This is a genomic window from Hamadaea tsunoensis DSM 44101, from assembly GCF_000428945.1.
GTDB classification, from domain to species: domain Bacteria; phylum Actinomycetota; class Actinomycetes; order Mycobacteriales; family Micromonosporaceae; genus Hamadaea; species Hamadaea tsunoensis.
In genome coordinates this window covers 201,029-221,762 of sequence record NZ_AUAX01000006.1, presented here as the reverse complement: position 1 = coordinate 221,762, position 20,734 = coordinate 201,029, and the positions used below count along the sequence as shown (strand labels likewise).

General features: G+C 70.7%; 20 protein-coding genes. 11 read left to right on the top strand and 9 right to left on the bottom strand.

Annotated elements, in window-relative coordinates; all coding sequences use genetic code 11:
- Positions 1-649: 649 nt before the first annotated feature.
- From G401_RS0113395 to G401_RS0113380, 4 genes are all read left to right on the top strand, one after another.
- Positions 650-1,390, top strand: a complete 741-nt coding sequence (locus tag G401_RS0113395) for an AIM24 family protein (RefSeq protein ID WP_027342904.1) — start codon at positions 650-652, stop codon at positions 1,388-1,390.
- Between the two features lie 69 nt (positions 1,391-1,459).
- Positions 1,460-2,053: a hypothetical protein gene (locus tag G401_RS0113390; protein ID WP_027342903.1), complete on the top strand. Its 594-nt coding sequence runs from the start codon at positions 1,460-1,462 to the stop codon at positions 2,051-2,053.
- Positions 2,054-2,111: 58 nt separating this feature from the next.
- Positions 2,112-3,371 (top strand): serine--tRNA ligase, encoded by a 1,260-nt coding sequence (gene serS / locus G401_RS0113385; protein WP_027342902.1) that lies wholly within the window; start codon positions 2,112-2,114, stop codon positions 3,369-3,371.
- Positions 3,368-4,156: an HAD family hydrolase gene (locus tag G401_RS0113380; protein WP_027342901.1), complete on the top strand. Its 789-nt coding sequence runs from the start codon at positions 3,368-3,370 to the stop codon at positions 4,154-4,156. The genes serS and G401_RS0113380 overlap by 4 nt, the downstream gene beginning before the upstream one ends.
- Before the next feature lie 4 nt (positions 4,157-4,160).
- Here the strand turns inward: G401_RS0113380 and G401_RS0113375 are convergent, their stop codons facing one another.
- The 5 genes from G401_RS0113375 to G401_RS0113355 form a co-directional block, all read right to left on the bottom strand.
- Entirely contained in the window at positions 4,161-4,766 is a 606-nt protein-coding gene (locus G401_RS0113375; RefSeq protein WP_027342900.1) for a response regulator transcription factor, read from the bottom strand.
- Entirely contained in the window at positions 4,763-5,938 is a 1,176-nt protein-coding gene (locus G401_RS45445; protein WP_051366594.1) for a sensor histidine kinase, read from the bottom strand. Before G401_RS45445 ends, G401_RS0113375 begins: the two co-directional genes overlap by 4 nt.
- A 6-nt stretch (positions 5,939-5,944) precedes the next feature.
- A complete protein-coding gene (locus G401_RS0113365) occupies positions 5,945-6,673 on the bottom strand; it encodes an ABC transporter permease (RefSeq protein ID WP_034591512.1) in 729 nt (242 codons plus the stop codon).
- Between the two features lie 2 nt (positions 6,674-6,675).
- A complete protein-coding gene (locus G401_RS0113360; RefSeq protein WP_027342898.1) occupies positions 6,676-7,569 on the bottom strand; it encodes an ABC transporter ATP-binding protein in 894 nt (297 codons plus the stop codon).
- Between the two features lie 115 nt (positions 7,570-7,684).
- Entirely contained in the window at positions 7,685-8,263 is a 579-nt protein-coding gene (locus G401_RS0113355) for a bacterial proteasome activator family protein (protein WP_051366593.1), read from the bottom strand.
- A 265-nt stretch (positions 8,264-8,528) separates the two neighbouring features.
- Here G401_RS0113355 and G401_RS0113350 point away from each other — a divergent pair, with 265 nt between their 5' ends.
- On the top strand, positions 8,529-9,725 hold the full coding sequence (locus tag G401_RS0113350) for an ABC transporter substrate-binding protein (protein ID WP_027342896.1): 1,197 nt from the start codon (positions 8,529-8,531) through the stop codon (positions 9,723-9,725).
- A gap of 6 nt (positions 9,726-9,731) precedes the next feature.
- On the opposite strand, the gene ddaH is transcribed toward G401_RS0113350, so the two are convergent.
- Complete coding sequence (gene ddaH / locus G401_RS0113345) at positions 9,732-10,517, bottom strand: dimethylargininase (RefSeq protein WP_027342895.1); 786 nt, start codon at positions 10,515-10,517, stop codon at positions 9,732-9,734.
- Between the two features lie 80 nt (positions 10,518-10,597).
- Between ddaH and G401_RS0113340 the strand changes: the two genes are divergently transcribed.
- On the top strand, positions 10,598-11,029 hold the full coding sequence (locus tag G401_RS0113340; RefSeq protein WP_027342894.1) for an Lrp/AsnC family transcriptional regulator: 432 nt from the start codon (positions 10,598-10,600) through the stop codon (positions 11,027-11,029).
- A gap of 1 nt (position 11,030) precedes the next feature.
- Here the strand turns inward: G401_RS0113340 and G401_RS0113335 are convergent, their stop codons facing one another.
- Positions 11,031-12,050 (bottom strand): T3SS (YopN, CesT) and YbjN peptide-binding chaperone 1, encoded by a 1,020-nt coding sequence (locus G401_RS0113335; RefSeq protein WP_027342893.1) that lies wholly within the window; start codon positions 12,048-12,050, stop codon positions 11,031-11,033.
- A 95-nt stretch (positions 12,051-12,145) separates the two neighbouring features.
- Here G401_RS0113335 and mobA point away from each other — a divergent pair, with 95 nt between their 5' ends.
- Complete coding sequence (gene mobA / locus G401_RS0113330) at positions 12,146-12,739, top strand: molybdenum cofactor guanylyltransferase (RefSeq protein WP_211240730.1); 594 nt, start codon at positions 12,146-12,148, stop codon at positions 12,737-12,739.
- A gap of 140 nt (positions 12,740-12,879) precedes the next feature.
- Here mobA and G401_RS0113325 read toward each other — a convergent pair whose 3' ends face one another.
- Positions 12,880-13,761 carry a fructosamine kinase family protein gene (locus tag G401_RS0113325; protein ID WP_027342891.1) on the bottom strand — a complete coding sequence of 294 codons (882 nt, stop codon included), beginning with the start codon at positions 13,759-13,761 and terminating at the stop codon, positions 12,880-12,882.
- A gap of 9 nt (positions 13,762-13,770) precedes the next feature.
- Positions 13,771-14,784 (bottom strand): DUF4192 domain-containing protein, encoded by a 1,014-nt coding sequence (locus G401_RS45440; protein WP_051366591.1) that lies wholly within the window; start codon positions 14,782-14,784, stop codon positions 13,771-13,773.
- A gap of 130 nt (positions 14,785-14,914) precedes the next feature.
- Between G401_RS45440 and moaA the strand changes: the two genes are divergently transcribed.
- The 4 genes from moaA to G401_RS0113300 all read left to right on the top strand — a co-directional run bounded on the left by moaA (position 14,915) and on the right by G401_RS0113300 (position 20,617).
- Positions 14,915-15,907: a GTP 3',8-cyclase MoaA gene (gene moaA / locus G401_RS0113315; RefSeq protein ID WP_034591511.1), complete on the top strand. Its 993-nt coding sequence runs from the start codon at positions 14,915-14,917 to the stop codon at positions 15,905-15,907.
- Entirely contained in the window at positions 15,908-16,138 is a 231-nt protein-coding gene (locus tag G401_RS0113310) for a MoaD/ThiS family protein (RefSeq protein ID WP_027342889.1), read from the top strand.
- A gap of 42 nt (positions 16,139-16,180) precedes the next feature.
- Positions 16,181-17,392 (top strand): metallophosphoesterase, encoded by a 1,212-nt coding sequence (locus G401_RS0113305; protein ID WP_051366643.1) that lies wholly within the window; start codon positions 16,181-16,183, stop codon positions 17,390-17,392.
- A 135-nt stretch (positions 17,393-17,527) separates the two neighbouring features.
- On the top strand, positions 17,528-20,617 hold the full coding sequence (locus tag G401_RS0113300) for a UvrD-helicase domain-containing protein (protein ID WP_027342887.1): 3,090 nt from the start codon (positions 17,528-17,530) through the stop codon (positions 20,615-20,617).
- Positions 20,618-20,734: the final 117 nt, after the last annotated feature.

Genomic DNA, 20,734 nt, shown 5'->3' with positions numbered 1-20,734 from the left:
TCTGGCCTTTGTCGCGACTGTCCGAAATGGCGGCTGGGCGGATCGGCTGGGCGGTGATCGTTCGCGGCTGGAATGTAGTTCCGGGCACATCCCCTCGATCCATTGCGGCCGAGATGTAGGTAGGAGCCGTTTTCCTACATCTCGACCGCTATGAATCTTGGAGATGGGGTGCGTTTTACATCTCAACCGCTGTGGATCACGTCCACGCCGTCCCGCCCACGGCCGTTGTCCGTGATGCGGGAACGATCTTCCGCCAGGTGAACACGGCGCGCTGATTTCTTGATCGTTTACGGCTGGGGTGTCAATCCGGCCCGATCTGCATGATCAATTACGCGTCAGGTGTAGCAGAACCCGGTCAGCGCGCTTCAGAACCGTAAATGATCATGCATCTGGTGGTCGTTTCCACGCCACAGCCGTAAACGATCACCCCATCGACCGCCACCCAGCACCTATATCGGACAGTCGCGACAAAGCCAAAACTGGCCAGGTCGGACGGCGGCCCCGATCCTCAAGATCGTCGACCGCAAGATCGACGAACCCGGGGCACATGAATTTGATCTTGGAATGATTTGGATCTTCATGTTGGAGAAAGCCCCCTTGAACCGCTCGCCTAGGCTGGATCAAACCCCTGACCCCTGAGGAGCCCCCATTGCGTAGCCAGCTTTTCGCCGCCGAGAACCTGGAGAAGGAGTCCGCCGAGCCGGGACTGCGTCTGCAGAACTCCAAGATGCTGAAAGTCGAGCTGAACGGCGACGTGATGGCGCGGACCGGCGCCATGGTCGCCTACCAGGGACAGATGCAGTTTCAGGCGCTCGGTTCCGGCGGCGTCGGCAAGTGGATCAAGAAGGCCGTGACCGGCGAGGGCGTACCGCTGATGAAGGTGTCCGGGCGGGGCGATCTGTTCCTTGCCGACCGGGCCGCCGACATCCACCTGATCGATCTGGACCAGGGCGACGCCCTGTCCATCAACGGCCACAGCGTGCTGGCCTTCGAGTCCACGTTGGACTATGACATCAAGCGCGTGCAGGGCATGGGCATGCTGTCCGGCGCGGGCTTCTTCAACTGCGTGTTCAGCGGCAAGGGCCGGATCGCGATCACCACGAAGGGTACGCCGGTCGTGCTGAGCGTCGACGCTCCCACGTACGCCGATCCGCAGGCCGCGATCTGCTGGTCGGCGTCGCTGCAGACCGGTTATCACCGGGCGGACCAGCTCGGCCTCGGTACGCTGATCGGCCGCACGACCGGTGAGGCGTTCACGATGAGCTTCACCGGGCAGGGTTTCGTCGTCGTGCAGCCGTCGGAGGAGCCGCCCGGCGGGCTGGTGGCCGGGCACGGCTCGGGCCAGCAGGCCGGCGGCGGCGGCGTGCTCGGCGGGCTGCTGGGCGGCTGACGGCCACGAAGCAGTGCGGGCGCCGTCCACGGGGCGGCGCCCTTTGCGTACGCCCGGCATGATGGGCGGATGTCTGACGACGTTCTCGAATGGGGCGACGAGCCGACGGCCCGGCGGCGGCCCAGCCTGGTGATTCCGCCGGTCGCGCCCTACATCGCGGCGGGTGCCGGGCTGCTGGCCTTCCTGTTGTCGCTGATGTACCCCTGGCAGACGCTCAACGTCGTCGAGTCGGGCAATCAGGACGGCGGCTTCGACGAGTCGCTGTCGGTGTGGCCGAGTTCGAGTCCGATCGGGACCGGATATCTCGTCGGCGTGCTGGCGTTGTGCGGCCTGGCGGCCGTCACGGTGGCGGGCAGCCGGCGGGCGCGGCGCACGGCGGGGATGTCGGGCGGAGCGATCGGCCTCGGACTCGTGGTCGTCCTGCTCGCGGTCGTTCTCACGCATGGCCGCGGCTACCTCGCCCTGAACATCGCCGACGACCGGGTGAAGATCATCGCCGCGACCGAGAAGGGCCTGCTGTTCGCGTTCGCGGCGGTGGTCCTGCTGGCGGGCGCGTCGGTGTTGGCCCTCGTCACCGCACCGGCCCGGTCCCACCCGCGGGTGCCCGCGGAGGAGCCGGACGAACCGGAGGACGAGCTGGAGCTGACGGTGACGGCGGCCTGACACCACAATCCGGGAAACCGGCAGGAAGCAGATCAACCCCGCTCGGTACGCTGAACCCATGATTGATCTGCGCCTGCTCCGGGAGGACCCGGACCTGTTCCGTGCCAGCCAGCGCGCCCGTGGCGAGAGTGAGTCGTCCGTGGACCGCCTGATCGGTGCGGACGAGGCGCGCAGGTCCGCGCTCACCCGGTTCGAGGCGGTGCGGTCGGAGCAGAAGACGCTCGGCAAGCAGGTCCCCCGGTCGCAGGGCGAGGAGAAGGCCGCCCTGCTGGAGCGGACCAAGGAACTCGCGGCCGAGGTGAAGACCACCGAGGCGGCGGTCGCCGAGGCCGAGGAGGAGCTGCGCCTGGCCCAGCTCGCGGTGCCGAACCTGGTCGAGAGCGGTGCTCCGGCCGGCGGCGAGGACGACTACGTCGTGCTGAAGGAGATCGGCGCGATCCCCGACATCCCCGAGCCGCGTGACCACCTGGCCCTGGGCGAGATGCTCGGCGCCATCGACATGGAACGCGGCGCGAAGGTCTCGGGCGCCCGGTTCTACTACCTGACCGGCATCGGGGCGCTGCTGGAGAACGCCGTTCTGCAGCTCGGCATCCAGCAGGCCGTCGAGTACGGGTTCACGCCGATGGTGCCGCCGGTGCTGGTGAAGCCGGAGTCGATGGAGGGCACCGGGTTCCTCGGCGCGCACGCCAGCGAGGTCTACTACCTGCAGAACGACGACCTGTTCCTGGTCGGCACCAGCGAGGTGCCGCTGGCGGCGTACCACAAGGACGAGATCCTGAACCTCGACGGGCAGCCGCGCCGCTACCTCGCGTGGTCGACCTGCTTCCGCCGCGAGGCCGGCTCCTACGGCAAGGACACCCGCGGGATCATCCGCGTGCACCAGTTCAACAAGGCGGAGATGTTCTCGTACTGCCCGCCGGACCTGGCGCACGAGGAGCACCTGCGGCTGCTCGGCTTCGAGGAGGAGTTCCTCGCCAAGCTCGAACTGCCGTACCGGGTGATCGACACGGCCGCGGGCGACCTCGGCAGCAGCGCCGCCCGCAAGTACGACTGCGAGGCGTGGCTGCCCAGCCAGCAGCGCTACCGCGAGGTCACGAGCACGTCCAACTGCACGACCTTCCAGGCGCGCCGGCTCAACGTCCGCTACCGCGACGCGGAGGGCAAGACGCAGACCGTGTCGACGCTCAACGGGACGCTGGCGACGACCCGGATGCTGGTGGCGATCCTGGAGAACCACCAGCAGCCCGACGGTTCGGTACGCGTACCGAAGGCGTTGCAGCCGCTCCTCGGCCGGGATCTGCTCGAGCCGGTCGCGTGATTCCGAAGCTGGTCGTCACCGATCTCGACGGCACCCTGGTACGCGACGACGGCAGCGTCTCGGCGCGTACCAGGGATGTCTTCGCGAAGGTGAGCGCGGCCGGGGTGCCCGTCGCGGGTGCCACCGGCCGCGGTCCCCGGCTGACCGGCATGTCCCGCGGCGACCTGCCCAGCGCGGACTACTTCGTGCTGGGCGGCGGCGGCCGGGTCCTCGACCTGACCGGCGAGACGCCGCGGGTCCTGCTGGATCTGCGGTTACCGGGCCGGGTCCTGGAAGAGCTGATGCCGATCCTGGAGGCCAAGTTCGGGCCGCTGCAGTTGACCGTCGAGGTCGAGGACTTCGAGAGCGCGCCGCTGTGGAGCGAGTCGGAGCAGTGGCCCTACCCGGACCCGATCGTCCTGCGGCGGCGTGCCGACATGTTCGCGGCCCGGGTCATCAAGGGTTTCCTGCAGGTGGCTCCGGAACTGGGCCACCGGCTGACGGAGGCCGTGCACCACGCGGACGTCGAGATCATCCAGTCCTGGCCCGGGTTCGTGGAGATCCACCCGCCGAAGGTGGACAAGGCGTACGGGCTCACGGTCGTCACCGAGCTGCTGGGCATTTCGCCGGCAGAGGTGCTCGTCTTCGGTGATCAGCTCAACGACGTGCCCAGCTTCGCGTGGGCGGGCCGCCGGGTCGCCGTCGCGAACGCGAACCCCAAGATCCTCGACATGGCGGACGAGGTCACGCTGAGCAACAACGAGGACGGCGTGGCCGTCTACCTCGAAAAGCTCTTCGGACTCTGAGAAGTCACAGCCAGCCCTGGGACCGGGCTGCCTGGACGGCTTCCATGCGGTTGCGCGTACCGGTCTTGCCGATCGCCGCCGACAGGTAGTTGCGTACGGTGCTCTCGGACAGGTGCAGCCGCTGCGCGATCTCGGCGATCGTCGCGCCGTCCGCGGCCACTGACAGCACATCCCGTTCCCGTTCGGTGAGCGGATTCGGGCCGGCGGTGAGCGCGGCGGCGGCGAGGGCGGGATCCACCACCGTCTGGCCGGCGAGCACCCGGCGGATCGCCGAGGCGAGATCTTCGACGGGACCGTCCTTGACCAGGAATCCGCGGGCCCCGGCGTCCATCGCCCGGCGCAGGTAGCCAGGGCGGCCGAAGGTCGTCAAGATCATGACCCGGCAGTCGGGCACCACCGTGCGCAGCTCGGCCGCCGCGTCCAGGCCCGACTTGCCCGGCATCTCGATGTCGAGCAGGGCGACGTCCGGCTTGTGGTCGCGCGCCGCCGGCACGACCAGGTCGCCCCGCTCCACCTGGGCGACCACCTCGATGTCCGGTTCCAGGCCGAGCAGCAGCGCCAGCGCGCCCCGCATCATCCCCTGGTCCTCGGCCAGCAGCACACGGATCATGAAGTCTCCTTCGCCGACGGCACGCTCGCCTGGAGCGCGAATCCCCCCGCATCCGATGTGCTCAACGCGCCACCCAGCTTGGTGAGCCGTTCGCGCAACCCCCGCAGCCCGTTGCCCTCGTCGCTCGCCGAGGCGCGGCCCCGCCCGTCGTCGCGGACCGTCAGCGACCACGCCGATCCGTTCTCCAGCATGATCCGGCAGGTACGCGCACCGCTGTGCTTGATCACGTTCGTGGTGGCCTCGCGTACCACCCAGGCGAAGGCCTGATCGACGTCGGCCGGAAGATCGGCCGCCACCCGCCGGACGACGACCTCGACTCCGGCGTCGGCCAGCGCGCCCCGGGCGTTCTCCAGCTCTTCGGAGAAGCAGCGCTCCCGGTAGCCGGTGACGGCCTCGCGTACCTCGGCGAGGGCTTTGCGGCCGATCTGCTCGATCTCGCCGGCTTCGCGGGCCGTGGCGGCCGGATCGCGTTCGGCCAGCCGCCGGGCCACCTCGGCCTTCACCACGATCAGCGAGAGCGTGTGGCCGAGCAGGTCGTGCAGGTCCCGGGCGAACCGCAGGCGCTCCTGCTCGACCGCGGACTGCGCCAGCCGCGTACGCGTGGAATCCAGCTCGCGAATCAGCCTGATCATGTTCCGGACGACCATGACCAGCGCGGCGGCCAGGACGGCGTTGAAGACGACCGAGCCGATGTCGTCGAAGGTGTCGTGCCGCGCGACACCGATCACGACCATGATCACGACGGTGCCCGCGAGCCAGTAGTACGCCGCGGGAGCGGGGAAGGTGGCCATCCCCGCGACCCCGACGTAGAGCAGGGTGACCAGCGCGCCGGTGTTCGTGCCGCCGGTGAAGCCGAGGGCGAGGGAGACGCCGAGGGCGGCGAAGAAGAACAGCGCGAGGATCTCGATCCGGCTCGGCAGCAGCTCGCGGCGCGCGAACCCCTTCATCACCACGAACAGGTAGAGCGCCAGGTACGCGACGAACAACGGCAGTGCGAGCCACGGTGCGCTCGTGGCTCGCACGACGTCGTCGGCCTGGCTGACCAGCGGGAAGGCCCAGACGCCGGACCAGATCAGCCCGACCAGGCGACGCTTGCGCAGTTCGCCCAGGGTCAGCGGCTTGCTGAGCCGGCGCCGTTCCTCAGCCGTCATGAACGGGGCCAAGAGGTTCATCGCGGATTATCTTGTCGCAGCCGTACGCCGGTAGGCCAGCGCCGCGCAGGCTCCGAAGATGACGAACCAGGCCGCGATGATCAGCCAGCCCGTCGCCGACTGCGTGTGCTTCTGCAGGACGTCGTAGCCGGCCTGGGTGAAGCGGTAGCTCGGCGTGTAGTGCACGACGTTCTGCATGGCCTTGGGCAGCGATTCGGTCGGGATGAAGATGCCGCCGGCGAAGGCGAGCGTGAACGACACCAGGAAGCTGGCCGGCTGGGCCAGGTTGGCCGGCAGCAGGAAGCCCACCGCGAGGCCGATCAGCGCGAACGGGATGCTGCCGAGCCACATGAACAGGGCGAGCTCGCCGAGCTGGCCGACGCCGAAGTCGACGCCCTTGAGCATGCCGACGACGCTGACCACGAGCACGGCCGGGATCGCCACGAGCGAGCAGGCGATCGCCTTCGCCACCACGACCTGCACCGGCGGGAGCGGCGTGATCCGCAGCTGCCGCAGCCAGCCGACCGTACGCTCCTGCGAGACGCCGACGCCGCTGGAGAACGTGCCGAGCAGCGCACCGTACGCCGCCCACGCCACCATCAGGTACGCGTGGATGTCGTCGGTCTCGGCCGGGTTGGCCCCCTTGACCGTCGGCGTGATCGCCAGGAAGAGGATCACGGGCATCGCCACGGTCAGCACGAGCAGGCGCGGCTCCCGGAACATGCGGCGCAGCTCGAACTTCAGATAGGCAAACATGATCACGCCTCCTGGGCGGTTTCGGTGAGCGCGAGGAAGGCCTCTTCCAGGCCGGCGCTGACGATCTCGAGGTTGCCGAATGCCCGGCCGCTGGTCACGAGCGCGCGGACGGTCGCGTCCGAGTCGTCGGTACGCAGCACGGCGCGGTCGTTGCGTACCTCGACCACGGTGACGCCGGGCATCCGGTCGAGCCCGTCGGCGGCTCCGCCTTCGAGGTCGAAGCTGAGCGTACGGCCGCCGACGACCTTCTTGATCTCGTTGCCGGTGCCGTCGGCGATGATCCGTCCATTCGCGACGACGATGACGCGATCGGCGAAGTCGTCGGCCTCTTCGAGGTAGTGGGTCGCGAAGAGGACCGTCTTGCCCCCGGCGGCGTACGCCCGCATCGCCGCCCAGAACTCCTGGCGCGCCTTGACGTCCATGGCGGACGTCGGCTCGTCGAGCATGAGCAGGTCGGGGTTGCCGGCCAGGGCGAAGGCGAACCGCGCCCGCTGGGACTGGCCACCGGAGAGCTTGTCGATCCGGCGGCCGGCGATCTCGGTGAGGTCGGCCGCGGCGAGGATCTCGTCGGTGGGCAGCGGGCGGGGGTAGACCGCGCGGGCGAGGTCGATCAGCTCGCGGACCGTCGCGTTGGCGACGAAACCCGCCTCCTGCAGCATCGCGCCGACGCGACCGCTGCGAACCGCCTGGGTAGGGGACTGGCCGAAGACCTCGACCGTGCCGGAGGTCGGCTCCAGCAGGCCGAGCAGCATGTTGATCGCCGTCGACTTGCCGGCGCCGTTCGGCCCGAGCAACGCCACCGTCTCCCCCGGGGCGATCGACAGGTCGATCCCGTCCACCGCCCGCACAGCGCCGAAGGTCTTGACCACCCCGGTCAGTTTCAGTGCTTCCGTCATGGTGATCACGTTAGGTGGTCGGGGCGCCGCCCTTCAGAGCCGCGGATACCGAGATGGGCAGGACATATGTCCTGCCCATCGAAGGATGTACCGGTGATGTCCGCGTACGCGCCTGTCAGAGGTACTGGCCGGTGCCGCGGCCCTCGCCGGGCGTGGTCGACTGCTGCTGGTCCGGTGTGCCCGGCATCACGGGCAGCCCCGACGGCAGCGCGGGACGACCCCGCATCTGCTCCAGCTGCATGCGGGCGGCCATCTGCTGGGCCACCAGGGTCGCCTGGATGCCGTGGAAGAGCCCCTCCAGCCAGCCGACCAGCTGAGCCTGCGCGATACGCAGCTCGGCCTCGCTGGGCGTCCGGTCGGCCTCGAACGGCAGCGACAGCCGCTCCAGCTCGTCGCGCAGCTCCGGGGCCAGCCCGTCCTCCAGTTCCACGATGGACCGGTGGTGGATGTGCATCAACCGCTGCCGGCCGGCCTCGTCGAGCGGCGCCGCGCGGACCTCCTCCAGCAACTGCTTGATCATGCTGCCGATCCGCATGACCTTGGCCGGATGCTCGATCATGCGAGCGGGATCCTCGTCACGGTCGTCATCGGCCGAGGGCACGTCCATGGTGCCGATCGGACTTCCGTCCGGTCCGACGACCACGACCCTCTGCGCCTCTTCAGACCCGGACGCGCCGGGCTTCTCCTCCGCCATGATCCCTCCGCGTTCGCTGATGACGACCTCTCATGCCTATCACACCGCGGCCCGGCGGGCTTCACGCGCACCGTCGGCGGCAACGCATGATCAAGCATTGACCTACACTGACCCGGGCGATAAAAGCCCGAAGGGACCTCCGGGTCCTTTTTCGTGGGATCCATTACACCATCAACTGAATCATCAACTCGGACACCACTGGCACGAGACAGCGCGCGGGCGGCGTACCCGGGGATCACGGGGCCACCGCGCTTGGGGAGGGTACGTGACAGGCAACGTCGGCCCGCTACTTCCACGCCGTTCCGCGTTACGCGCACTGGGCGGCCTGGCTCTGGGCGGCATGGGGCTGGGCACGCTCGGCGCGTGCTCGGCGACACCGTCCTCGGCGACACCGAGCGCCACCATCGCCATTGGACTGATCGTCCCGGACACCGACGCGTACAAGTCCATCGGGGCCGACATCCTCGACGGCTTCCAGCTCTACACCGACCTCAACCGGCCGTTCGGCCGCTATGACGTCAGCATCGTCACGGCCGAGGAGAAGGCCAAGGGCGGCGACAACGTCGCCATTGTGGACGGTCTGCTCAAGCACGGGGTGTCGGCGATCGTCGGAGTGGCGGCTCCCACGACCCTCCTCGCCGTCCGCGAGAAGATCGAGACCGCGCACGTGCCGTTCATCGGCGCCAACCTCGCACCCGCGTCGCTCAAGAGCGTCTTCTGGATGTGGAACACCGCCGGCGTCGCCGGGGACCCGGGCGAAGCCCTGGGCGGGTATCTGCGTACGAACAACCGGACCGTGGTCGTCGTCGGATCGTCGGCCCTCGCGAGCACCGACGCCGTCGACGGCTTCCGCAAGGGGTACCAGACGCAGATCCCGGCGAGCCGGATCCTGCGTACCGAGGCGATGTCGCCGGGGGCGATCGCCGACAGGATCGGCTCGATCGACCCGGGCGCGATCTTCCTCGCCCTCAGCGGCGACGAGGGCATCGCCGTCCTCAAGGCGCTCCGCGGTTCGCACATCACCACCGAGGTGTACGCGCCGGGCGACCTCACCGAGGGCGCGGCACTGGACGACGTCATCGAGGCGCTCGGCGAGAAGGGCGCGGCCGGGATCTACACCGCCCTGAACTACGCGGCCGACCTGCAGAACCCGTCGAACCAGCTGTTCACGTCCCGGTTCCGCAGTGCGAGCCAGGGCCGGGCACCCTCGGTGTACGCGGTGGCCGGCTGGGACGCCGCGCAGGCGATCGACAAGGCGATCCGGGCGGCCGGCCAGGACTCCGTGACCCGCGAAGTGCTCAACGCCAAGCTGGGCAACCTCGGCCAGATCGACAGCCCGCGCGGCGCGATCGCGTTCAACCAGACGCGTACGCCGTTGCAGAAGTGGTACCTGCGCCGGGTGATGAAGGACGGCCCGAAGCTCGCCAACGTCACGGTGCGGACGTTGGCGACCTTGGGTTAGCCGACTTTACGGCCGCAGTTCGGCCACGCAGCACTTCACCGAGCCGCCGCCGCGCTTCAGCTCGCCGAGGTCCACCTGGACCGGGCGGAAGCCGGCGGCGGCGAGCTTTCCGGCGTACGCCCCGGCCTCGGTGTTCAGCAGCACGTTGCGGCCGTCGCTGACCAGGTTCAGCCCGAACGCGAGGGCGTCTTCCTCATCGGCGAGCACGGCGTCCGGGAACAGCTGCTCCAGTACGCGGACCGAACCGGCCGAGAAGGCGCCCGGGTAGTACGTGATCCGCTCGTCGTCGAGCACGGCGAGGGCGGTGTCGAGGTGGTAGAAGCGCTCGTCGACGAGGCGCAGCGAGATCACCGGCCGGCCGAGGACGTCCTGGGCCTCGGCGTGCGCCGCCGTCTCGGTCCGAAAGCCGTGCCCGGCCAGGATGAGCTTGCGCCCCGGCACGTACGCGAAGTCGCCCTCGCCCTCGTTGACCTGGGTCGGCGCGACGAACTTCCAGTCGGCGGACCGCTCCTCGTAGAAGGCGCGGTGGGCGTCGGCCTCGGCCGAGCGCTGCGGGTACTTGAACCGGGCGCCGTAGACGACCCGGTCGACGCTGAACGCCCCGTTGGCCGCGAACACCATGTCGGGCAGCCCGGCGACGGCCGGCAGCACGTGGACCTGATGGCCGAGGTCGAGCAGCGCCGTACGCAGCCCGTCCCACTGCTTGATCGCGAGTTCCCGGTCGACGGGCTGGTCGAGCCGCATCCACGGGTTGATCTGGTACGCCACGGTGAAGTGCTCGGGCGGGCTCATCAGGTAGATCACGATCACCTACAGTAAGCATGCTGGGGAGACTCGAACAGTCGTGAACCATGCGTCTGAGGAGCGGAACGTTGCAGCTTGACGACGTCGACAAGCGAATCATTGCGTCCCTTGTCTCCGACGCGCGCGCGTCCTACGCCGAGATCGGCGCGATCGTGTCGCTGTCCGCCCCGGCGGTGAAGCGCCGGGTCGACCGGCTGCGGGCGGCGGGCGTGATCAAGAACTTCACCGCCGTGATCGATCCGGCCGCCGTCGGCTGGACCACGGAGGCGTTCGTCGAGCTCTTCTGCACCGGGCGGACCACGCCGGCCCAGATCGCCATGGCCGCCAAACGGCACCCGGAGGTCGTCGGCGCGTACACGATCTCAGGACGGGCGGACGCGCTCGTGCACCTGCGGGCGGCCGACATCGGCCACCTGGAGCAGGCGCTGGAGCGGTTGCGCGCCGAGCCCTTCGTCACGAGCACGCACAGCATGATCGTGCTGTCCCGGCTCGTCGACTGAGCTACAGATACATCCCCGTACGCGCATCGGGACCGTTCAGGGCCGGCTTGTCGCCCTCGCTGAAGAAGCGCTTGCCGCCGAACTCGCCCTGCAGGCGGTCGTCGAGCTCGTCGGCGAGACCGGTCATGACCTGGATGGCGAGCACGAGATGGGTCGCCTGGAAGCGGCGGCCCATGACCGGCACCGAGGCCCACACCGTGCCGTTGGTGAGGTACAGGCGACCGATCGGCATCCGGTTGGTGAGATCGGACAGCCGCGCGAACAGCTGCTCGCTCGGCTCGACCTCGGTCAGCAGCGGGGAGAAGACGTCCACGAGCGGCGGCTCGCTGCGTACCTTGACGAACACCATGGCCGAACCGGACCGGATGCCGATGTCGCCGTCCTGGTCGACCGTCAGCTCCTCCGGCGTCGTCTTGAGCAGCGCGGCCACCACGGTCTTCACCCGCTCGCCGAGTTCCAGCCCGTCGTCCTCGTCCCCGGCGACCTCCAGGTCGGCCTCGCTGAGCTCGAGAGTCGACTCGTGCCGGGCGGTGCCGAGGCCGTTGAGGGTGATCGTCTCCTCGTCCTTGTCCCGGGCGCCGTAGACCACGAAAGCCGGGTGCGGCGCGCCGTAGACGTCGCGGAGCGTACGCGTGACGACGACCGCCAGCTGGTCGGCCTCGGCCGGAACGGCGGTCTGGCCGAAGTGATCCCGGGATCCGGCGATCACACCGGGAGGCGCCCAGCCGAGGGCGATCATGGCGGCGACGGCGGCCCGGTCGAGGCGGTAGCCCTCCGGCAGCAGCCCGTTGCCGACGGCCAGCGCCGACAGCGTCCCGTCCGCACCCACCTGCACACCGACCGAGTAGACGACGTCCCCCGTCCCGTACGCGGTCGGGTCGACGGTCAGGAACAGCTCGGACTCCGCCGGCAGGCTCGGAAGGGCCTCGGCGAGCGCGCCCGCGAAGTCCCGCCACGCCTGAGCGACCTTCGCCGCCAGGTCGGACGTGCTGGGCTCGTCGAGCAGGTGGAACTCGGTCATCGGGCGTCCCTCCGATCAGTCTGGCCAAACCCTATCCGGAGGGACGCCGGTGACGGGCCGCACAGTTGGCTGCCCGACACCGGTATCTTCGGCTGGTGGCGTACGCGGCCGTGATCCTCGCCGGCGGAGCCGCCCGTCGCCTCGGCGGAGCGCCGAAACCGCTGCTCACCGTGGCCGACGAGGCGCTGCTCAGTCGCGTACTGGCGGCGTTGGCCGCGGCGGATGCGCGGGTGGTGGTCGGGCCCGCCTCGCTGGCCGCGGACCTGCCCCAAGAGGTGCTGTTGACCTGCGAAGATCCACCCGGTGGCGGGCCGGTCGCCGGTCTCGCGGCCGGTCTGGCGATGCTCCCGCCGGATGTGACGCAGATCGCGGTGGCCGCCGCCGACCTGCCGTTCGTCACCGCTGCGACGTTCGCCGACCTGGCCGCCGACCTGGCCGGACACGATGTCGCGCTGGCGGTGGACCCGAGCGGCCGCCGCCAGCATCTCCTCGGCGTCTGGCGCGCCGACTATCTGAGAGCACTGCTCCCCGCCGGCGGAGACCACGCCGGGAAGGCGCTCAAGCACCTGCTGAAGGACGCCCGCGTGGCCGAAGTCCGGCTGCCTGACGACGCGCTACCGGCCTGGCTCGACTGCGACACCCCGGAAGAGCTCGCCCACGCCCGCGCGATAGCCCGCCCCCACCACTGACCCGCCCCGCCCCCTGCCCCCGGGCCGTCCTGCGACGATCTTGCGCGAATGCCTCGAATTTCGTCCGAAGTGCCCGAAAAGCCCGGACATTCGCGCAAGATCGTCGCAAGCACTCCGGGGGCGTGGGGACGACGGGCGGGTCAGAAGCCGAGGGCTTCCAGCTCGTCGAGGACGGCTTGGCGGTAGCCGGAGCCGAAGATCGCGGTGTGCACGAGCATCAGGTGCAGCCGGTGGCAGGGCAGCCAGGCACGCCACTCCGACGGCAGCGGATGCACCTCCTCGTACGCGTCCAGCACCCGCTGCTGGTACGCGACCCCGCCGAACAGCCCGAGCGTGGCGAGATCGGTGATCCGGTTGCCCCCGTGCGCCGCCGGGTCGACCAGCCAGCCCTGACCGCCGGCGTCCCAGAGCACGTTGCCGGGCCAGAGGTCGCCGTGCAGACGGGCCGGGGGTTCGCCCGCGTCGAAGTCGGACAGCCGCTGGGTGAGCTGCTCGACCCGGGTCACGTCCGCGCTCAGGAGAGCACCGTTCTCCTGCGACCGGATCGCGTACGGCAGGAGGCGCTGCTCGCCGAACCAGGTGCTCCAGGGGCCGGGACTGGGATCGTTCGGCATCGGCAGGGAGCCGATGTAGCCGGGCCAGGGCGCCCCGAACCAGTCAGCGCCGGTGGCGTGCAGGCGGGCCAGGTTCCGGCCGAAATCGTCGGCGCCGGCCTCGGTCGGGTCGCCCGGCTGCACCCATTCGATGACCAGCAGGTTCGGCAGTTCCACCAGCACCTCCGGCACCGGGATCACGCCGGGTTCGCGCAGCCAGCGCAGGCCGGCCGCCTCGGCGGCGAAGAAGTCCTGCGGCGGTGTGGAGTTCTCCGGCCACTCCTTCGCGAACACGGAGTCGCCGTTGTCGAAGGTCAGCCGGGAGGCCGCGCTGATCGACCCGCCGCCCACCGGGGTCTGCCGGATGCGCTGGTGGGTCAGGAAGGTCGGCAGCAGGTGAGGGTGCGCCCGAAGGTAGGCCAGATCCACGGTATGACGCTATAGCCTCCGGCCCCCGCCGGCCGTCCCGCCGGTCGGCGAGGCGTGCCGGATCGCCTCCGCCGGCCAGGAGCCCAGCGCGTCCGGCGGCAGCCCCCGCAGCAGGGCGTCCAGAAGAAGATTCGCCATCCCGTACGCGGGGGTGACGGCCAGTGCCCGTTCGAGGGCCACGGTCGCGAGCGGGCCGTTGCCGTCCCGCCAGGCGGCGAAGGCGAGCAGGGAGGCGACGGGAGCCACGAGACTCGGGTACGCCCGCCGGGTCAGGTCGGTCCACAACGACAGCTGCCATTCCTCGTGATCGGTGCTCTCCCAGGCGTGATCGCGTACCGGGAGGGCGTGCAGGAGCAGGGTCAGGTGGGCGACCGCCGCGTCGTCCAGCCGACCGCCGGACCGGTATGTGCGCAGTGCGCTGTCGACGGCGTCCCGGCCCTGGCCGACCAGCGTCTCGATGCCGTCCGGGTCCTGGCGGCTGCGCGCCCGCAGCCGCGCCCGGCCGAGCTCGACGTCGGCCCGGGCGACCGCCGCCTCCATGGCCAGTGCCGCGGCCCCGCCGACCGGCGCGACGAGCCCGGCGAGATCGGCCCGGCTGGGCAGTGCGCTCAACCCGGCGAGCACCGCCTCCGCCGCGATCCGGCCGCCCCGGTCGTCGAAGCGCGCACCGCCGGGTGGCGTACATCCGTCGCAGAGCTCGCAGAAGCAGCGGTCGCCGGCCACCCGCAGCGCGCACAGCACGGGTGGCGCCAGCCGTACGCACAGCGCCGCCACGGCCGCCCGCACCTGGTACGCGTCGCCGTAGCCGACCAGCAGCACACCGTCCACCGCATCGCCGACGAGCCCGGCGACGGCCTCGGCCAGCCCCTCGGCGTCGGCGTCGAGTTCCCAGCGCTGCACGATCACGGCCGCGTTCCCGCGAAGGCCGAGGACGACCAGGCCGTCGGCCGGATGGAAGCCGAGGAGATAGGGCACGGCGGCGGCCACGTCGCAGGGGTCGCGCAGCGTCAGGTGCGGTTTCATGCCTTGAGGATCCCGGGACGGCGGGGCCGGGTCGACGAAAGTCGATCATGCTGTGGACAACTCCGGGTTTTCCACAGGTCGGACCCGACGGCCCTCGTCGTGGGCTCGGCGAGATACCGTCAAGAGCGTGATGACGGGATTGCTCGACCGGTTCGGCCGGCGCGCCACGGATCTGCGCGTGTCGCTGACGGACCGCTGCAATCTGCGGTGCTCCTACTGCATGCCGCCGGAGGGGCTGCCGTGGCTGCCCCAGCCCGACGTCCTCACCGACGACGAGGTGGTCCGGCTCATCCGGGTGGCCGTCGAGCGGCTCGGCGTCACCGAGGTCCGCTTCACCGGCGGCGAGCCGCTGCTGCGGCCGGGCCTGGTCGAGATCGTCCGGTCCGCCGCCGCGCTGCGGCCGCGCCCGCGTATCGCGCTCACCACCAACGGCATCGGGCTGGACCGGCGGGCCGCGGATCTGCGTACGGCGGGGCTCGACCGGGTCAACGTCTCGCTCGACACGCTGCGCGCCGACCGGTTCGTCCGGATCTCCCACCGCGACCGCCACGACGACGTGCTGAGCGGCATCACCGCGGCGGCGTCGGCCGGGCTGACCCCGGTCAAGCTGAACGCCGTCCTGCTGCGCGGGATCAACGACGACGAGGCCGGCGACCTGCTCGCGTACGCGTTGGCGCACGGGTACGAGCTGCGTTTCATCGAGCAGATGCCGCTGGACGCCCAGCACGGCTGGACCCGGGAGGGGATGATCACCGCCGACGAGGTCGAGGCCGCCCTGCGTACGCGGTTCGGCCTCACCCCCGACCCCGGCCCGCGAGGCGGCGCACCGGCCGAGACGTTCCTGGTCGACGGCGGACCGGCCAAGGTCGGCATCATCGCGAGCGTCACCCGCCCGTTCTGCGGCGACTGCGACCGGACCCGCCTGACGGCCGACGGCCAGGTACGCAACTGCCTCTTCGCGACGCAGGAGAGCGATCTGCGTACGGCACTGCGGTCGGGCGCGGACGATGAGGAGCTGGCCGAGCGCTGGTCCCGGGCGATGTGGATGAAGAAGGCCGGGCACGGCATCGACAATCCGGACTTCCTGCAGCCCGCCCGGGCGATGTCGGCGATCGGGGGCTGAGTGATCACCGTTCGGTACTTCGCGGGCGCCCGCGCGGCGGCAGGAGTCGCCACCACCGAGTTCCCCGCCGGGTTGAGCATCGCCGATCTCGTCGAACGGGCGTCCCCGGAACTGGCCAAGGTTTACGGCGCGGCGAGCTTCCTCGTCGACGGACTGTCCTGGAAGGACCGCCACGAACCCCTGCCCACCGGCTGCACGCTCGACGTTCTGCCGCCGTTCGCGGGTGGCTGAGGGCGCACAGGAACACCCGCTACGCTTCCGCCCGTGGCGAAGATGGCGATCGACCTGATCGTGACGTTCCTGGGCGCGTGCCTGCTGCACTACTACGTATGGCGGCGCCTGGTCCGGAACACGACCCGGCCGGGCGGGCGGGGCCGGCGCATCGGCACGGCATTGATCATGCTGGCCGTCCTGGTGCTGACCAGCGCGCTCGTGTTCGCCAGCATCGACCCCGACCTGCATGCCCTGGCGATGGTCGGCTACCTGTGGCTGGCCGTGCTGTTCTACCTGATCATCGTGCTCGTGGTGCTGGAGATCCCGGCGTTCTTCGCGCGCCGGGCCGCCGGGCGAGCCGCCCCGGACTCCGGCGCCGTCGCGGTCGGCGTGCCGGCGGCCGGGGACGCGCGGACCTCGTCGAACGAGCCGGAGAGCACCGCTGCGCGTACGACGAGAAGGCTCTTCGTCGCGCGGAGCGTGGCGGCCACCGCGGGCCTGGTGTCGGTCGCGACCGTGGGCTACGGGATGACGCAGGCGCTCGGGGCGCCGCGGCTGAAGCGCCGCGCGATCACGCTGGCGAAGCTGCCGCGGGCGATGGACGGGTACCGCGTGGCGCTGGTCTCGGACATCCACCTCGGACCGATCTCGGGGCACGCGCACACGCAGCGGATCGTGGACACGATCAACCGGTTGGACGCGGACATCGTGGCCGTCGTGGGCGACCTGGTGGACGGGTCGGTCGCGCAGCTGGGCCACGCCGCCGAACCCCTGCGCGGGCTGCGCAGCCGGGACGGCGCGTTCTTCGTGACGGGCAATCACGAGTACTACTCGGGCTACGAAGAGTGGATCACGGAAGTGGCCGAGCTGGGGATGCGGCCGCTGCGCAACGAGCGGATCGCGCTGCCCGGCGGGCTCGATCTCGCCGGGGTGAACGACCGGACCGGCGGGGCGTACGGCGACGCGCCGGACTACGCGAAGGCGCTCGCGGACCGTGATCCGGCCAAGGCCGTCATCCTGCTGGCCCACCAGCCCGTCCAGGTACGCGAGGCCGCCAAGTACGGCGTCGACCTGCAGCTGTCCGGCCACACCCACGGCGGCCAGCTCGCCCCGTTCAACTACGTCGTGAAGCTGCAGCAGCCCGTCGTCAGCGGCTACGACACGATCGACGGTACGCAGATCTACGTGACGAACGGCGCCGGATTCTGGGGACCGCCGGTACGCGTCGGCGCCCCGCCGGACATCACCTTGATCGAACTGCGGTCCGCGTAGCGGAGCCGCCGAGAGCCCCCGGAAGTTGCGCTCCGCTTAGTCGATCAGAACGCGGTGTAGCGCTCAGGAGTCACTCATCTCACCAGACAGCGTGGCGGCGCGCGCGGTGTCGTACCGGCATGCCAGGATCGCACCGTGCCCCCGCTCGCTGCCGACCCTTCCCCCACGTGGGTCGCGGATCTGCACATCCATTCGCGTTACTCCCGGGCCTGCAGCAAGGACCTCGATCTGCCGACCCTGGCGTGGTGGTCGCGCCGCAAGGGGATCACCCTGCTCGGAACCGGTGACGTCACGCATCCGGCCTGGCGGGAGCACCTGCGGGAGTCCCTGGTCGAGGCCGAGCCGGGCCTGTTCCGGCTGAACCCGACCGATGAGGCGGAGGTCCGCCGCAAGCTGCCGCCGAAGCTGTCCGCCGAGCCCGACGCCCGCTTCATGCTGAGCGTCGAGATCTCCACGATCTACAAGGCCGGCGAGCGTACGCGCAAGGTGCACCATCTGATCTACCTGCCGTCCCTGGACGCCGCCGATCGGTTCGCCACGCGCCTCGGCCGGGTGGGCAACCTGGCCAGCGACGGGCGGCCGATCCTGGGCCTGCCGAGCCGGGACCTGCTGGAGATCACGCTGGAGGCCGACCCGGACGCGTACCTGGTGCCGGCGCACATCTGGACGCCCTGGTTCTCCGCGCTCGGCTCGAAGAGCGGCTACGACGCCATCGCCGACTGCTATGAGGACCTCGCCGGGCACATCTTCGCCGTCGAGACCGGACTGAGCAGCGATCCCGAGATGAACTGGCGGGTCTCGTCGCTGGACGCGTACGCGCTGGTCTCGAACTCCGACGCGCACTCGCCGCAGGCGCTGGGCCGGGAGGCCACCATCCTGCGCGGCCCCCTGGACTACTTCGCCGTCCGCGACGGCCTGCGCGACCGCAGCGCCCTGGCCGGCACCCTGGAGTTCTTCCCCGAAGAGGGCAAGTACCACGGCGACGGTCACCGGGCCTGCCGGGTGAACTGGACGCCGGCGCAGACCCGGGCGGCCGGCGGCACCTGCTCGGTCTGCGGCAAGGCCGTCACGGTCGGCGTCCTCGCCCGGGTCGAGGAGCTGGCCGACCGGAGTGCGGGGGAGCAGCCCGTGCGGACGGCGAACGTCGAGCACCTCGTGCAGCTGCCCGAGATCGTCGGCGAGATCAACGGCGTCGGCCCGAAGACCCGCACGGTCGACGGCAAGGTCGGTACCCTGGTCGCCGCGGTCGGCTCCGAGTTGCACATCCTGCGCCAGGCGCCGCTCGACGAGATCAAGGCGGCCGGCGGCGAGCTGGTCGCGGAGGCGATCGGCCGGCTGCGGTCCGGCCAGGTCCGGCGCATCCCCGGCTACGACGGCGAGTACGGCGTCATCAGCCTGTTCGAGCCCGGCGAGCTGACCCGGGCCGACGCCCTGTTCGAGGTGCCGGCCGTGCCGGTGCCGAAACCGCGTACGGCACCTTCGAAGGCACCGCGCCGGGAACCGGTCGCCAAGCCGGTGTCGGCACCGCCACCGGCCGCCGTACCGCCGCCGCCACCGCCGCCCGTCTCGCCGCACGAGCCGTTCGAGCCGATGCTGGCCGGGATGGAAGAGGTCGGGACCGGCCTGCTCGACCGGCTCGACGCGATGCAGCGGGTCGCCGCCAGCGCGCCCGGCGGACCCCTGTTGATCGTCGCCGGACCGGGCACCGGCAAGACGCGTACGCTGACCCACCGGATCGCGTACCTGTGTGCCGAGATGCACGTCTTCCCGGAGCAGTGCCTCGCGATCACCTTCACCCGGCGGGCCGCCGAGGAGCTGCGGGAGCGGCTGAAGGCGCTGCTCGGGCCGGTGGCCAAGGAGGTCACCGTCTCGACCTTCCACGCGCTGGCCCTGACCCTGCTGCGCGAGCAGGACCGCAATCTGTCCATCGTGGAGACCCCCGACGGTGTCGGTGTGACCCTCGACGAGCTGGTCCCGCGTCTGGTCGCGCTGCTCACCGAGCGCCCCGACCTGGCCCAGCAGCTGCGCCGGCGCTGGCGCTGGGTCTTCGTCGACGAATACCAGGACGTCGACGCCGACCAGTACGAGCTGCTGCGGCTGCTGGTGCCGGCCGACGGCAACCTGTGCGCGATCGGCGACCCGGACCAGGCGATCTACTCGTTCCGCGGGGCCGACGTCCGGTTCTTCCTGCGGTTCGCGCGCGACTTCACCGACGCCCGGGTCGTCCGGCTGACGCGCAACTACCGGTCGACCGCCCCGATCATCGCGGCCGCGGTGCAGGCGATCACGCCCTCCTCGCTGATGCCGGGGCGCCGCCTCGATCCCGCCAAGGTCGACCCCGACTCCCCGGTCCTCGGCCGGTACGCCGCGGCCGCGCCGGGCGACGAGGCCGACTTCATCGCGCGTACGGTCGACGAGCTCGTGGGCGGCGTCTCGCACCGCAGCAAGGCCGCCGACACCCGGGGCCTGCAGTCCGTCGCCGTCTCGTTCGCCGACATCGCCGTGCTCTACCGGACCGACGCCCAGTCGGCGTACATCGTGGAGGCGTTGCACCGGGCCGGCATCCCGGTCCAGAAGCGCTCGCACGACCGGCTGCGCGACCGCCCGGCGATCGTCGCCATCGCCGGCGAGCTGCGCCTCGCCCCCGCCGCCGGGGCCGACCGCGCGGGCCTGCCGGAGCGCGTCAAGCTGGCCGCGCAGACGCTCGCCGAGCGGCCCGCCCTGGACAGCACGCTGACCCCCGAGGATCTCTGGTCCGCTGTGGACCTGCTCGGACCGCTGGCCCGCCGCTGCGAGAAGACCGGCGGCCTGGAGACCTTCCTGGCCGAGATCGCCACCGGTGCCGAGGTCGACGCCCTCGACCCGCGGGCCGAGGCGGTCACGCTGCTCACCCTGCACGCGGCGAAGGGCCTGGAGTTCCCGGTCGTCTTCCTCGCCGGCTGCGAGGACGGCCTGCTCCCGCTGCGCCTGCCCGGGCAGTCCGCCCGGTTCACCGCCGAGGAACTGGCCGCGGCGGAGGCCGAGGAGCGCCGCCTGTTCTTCGTCGGCATCACCCGGGCCCAGAAGCGGCTCTACGTCACCCACGCCGCCAAGCGCTCGCGCTACGGCGCCGAGCGCGAGGCCGGACCGACGCCGTTCCTCGACGTCATCGACGCCGGCCTGATGGAGTGGTTCGGCGAGACCGCACCGGCCCGCCGGCGCGACCTCCAATTGCGCCTGATCTGACTCTTCGGTACGCATCGTTGCCGAACCGTCACACAAACCCGGGATTACGGTGCTCGCAGGGGTGGCGCAAGTCCCCTCGATACGGCAGGGTTTGTGAAGCAAAACGCTGATCCCGCG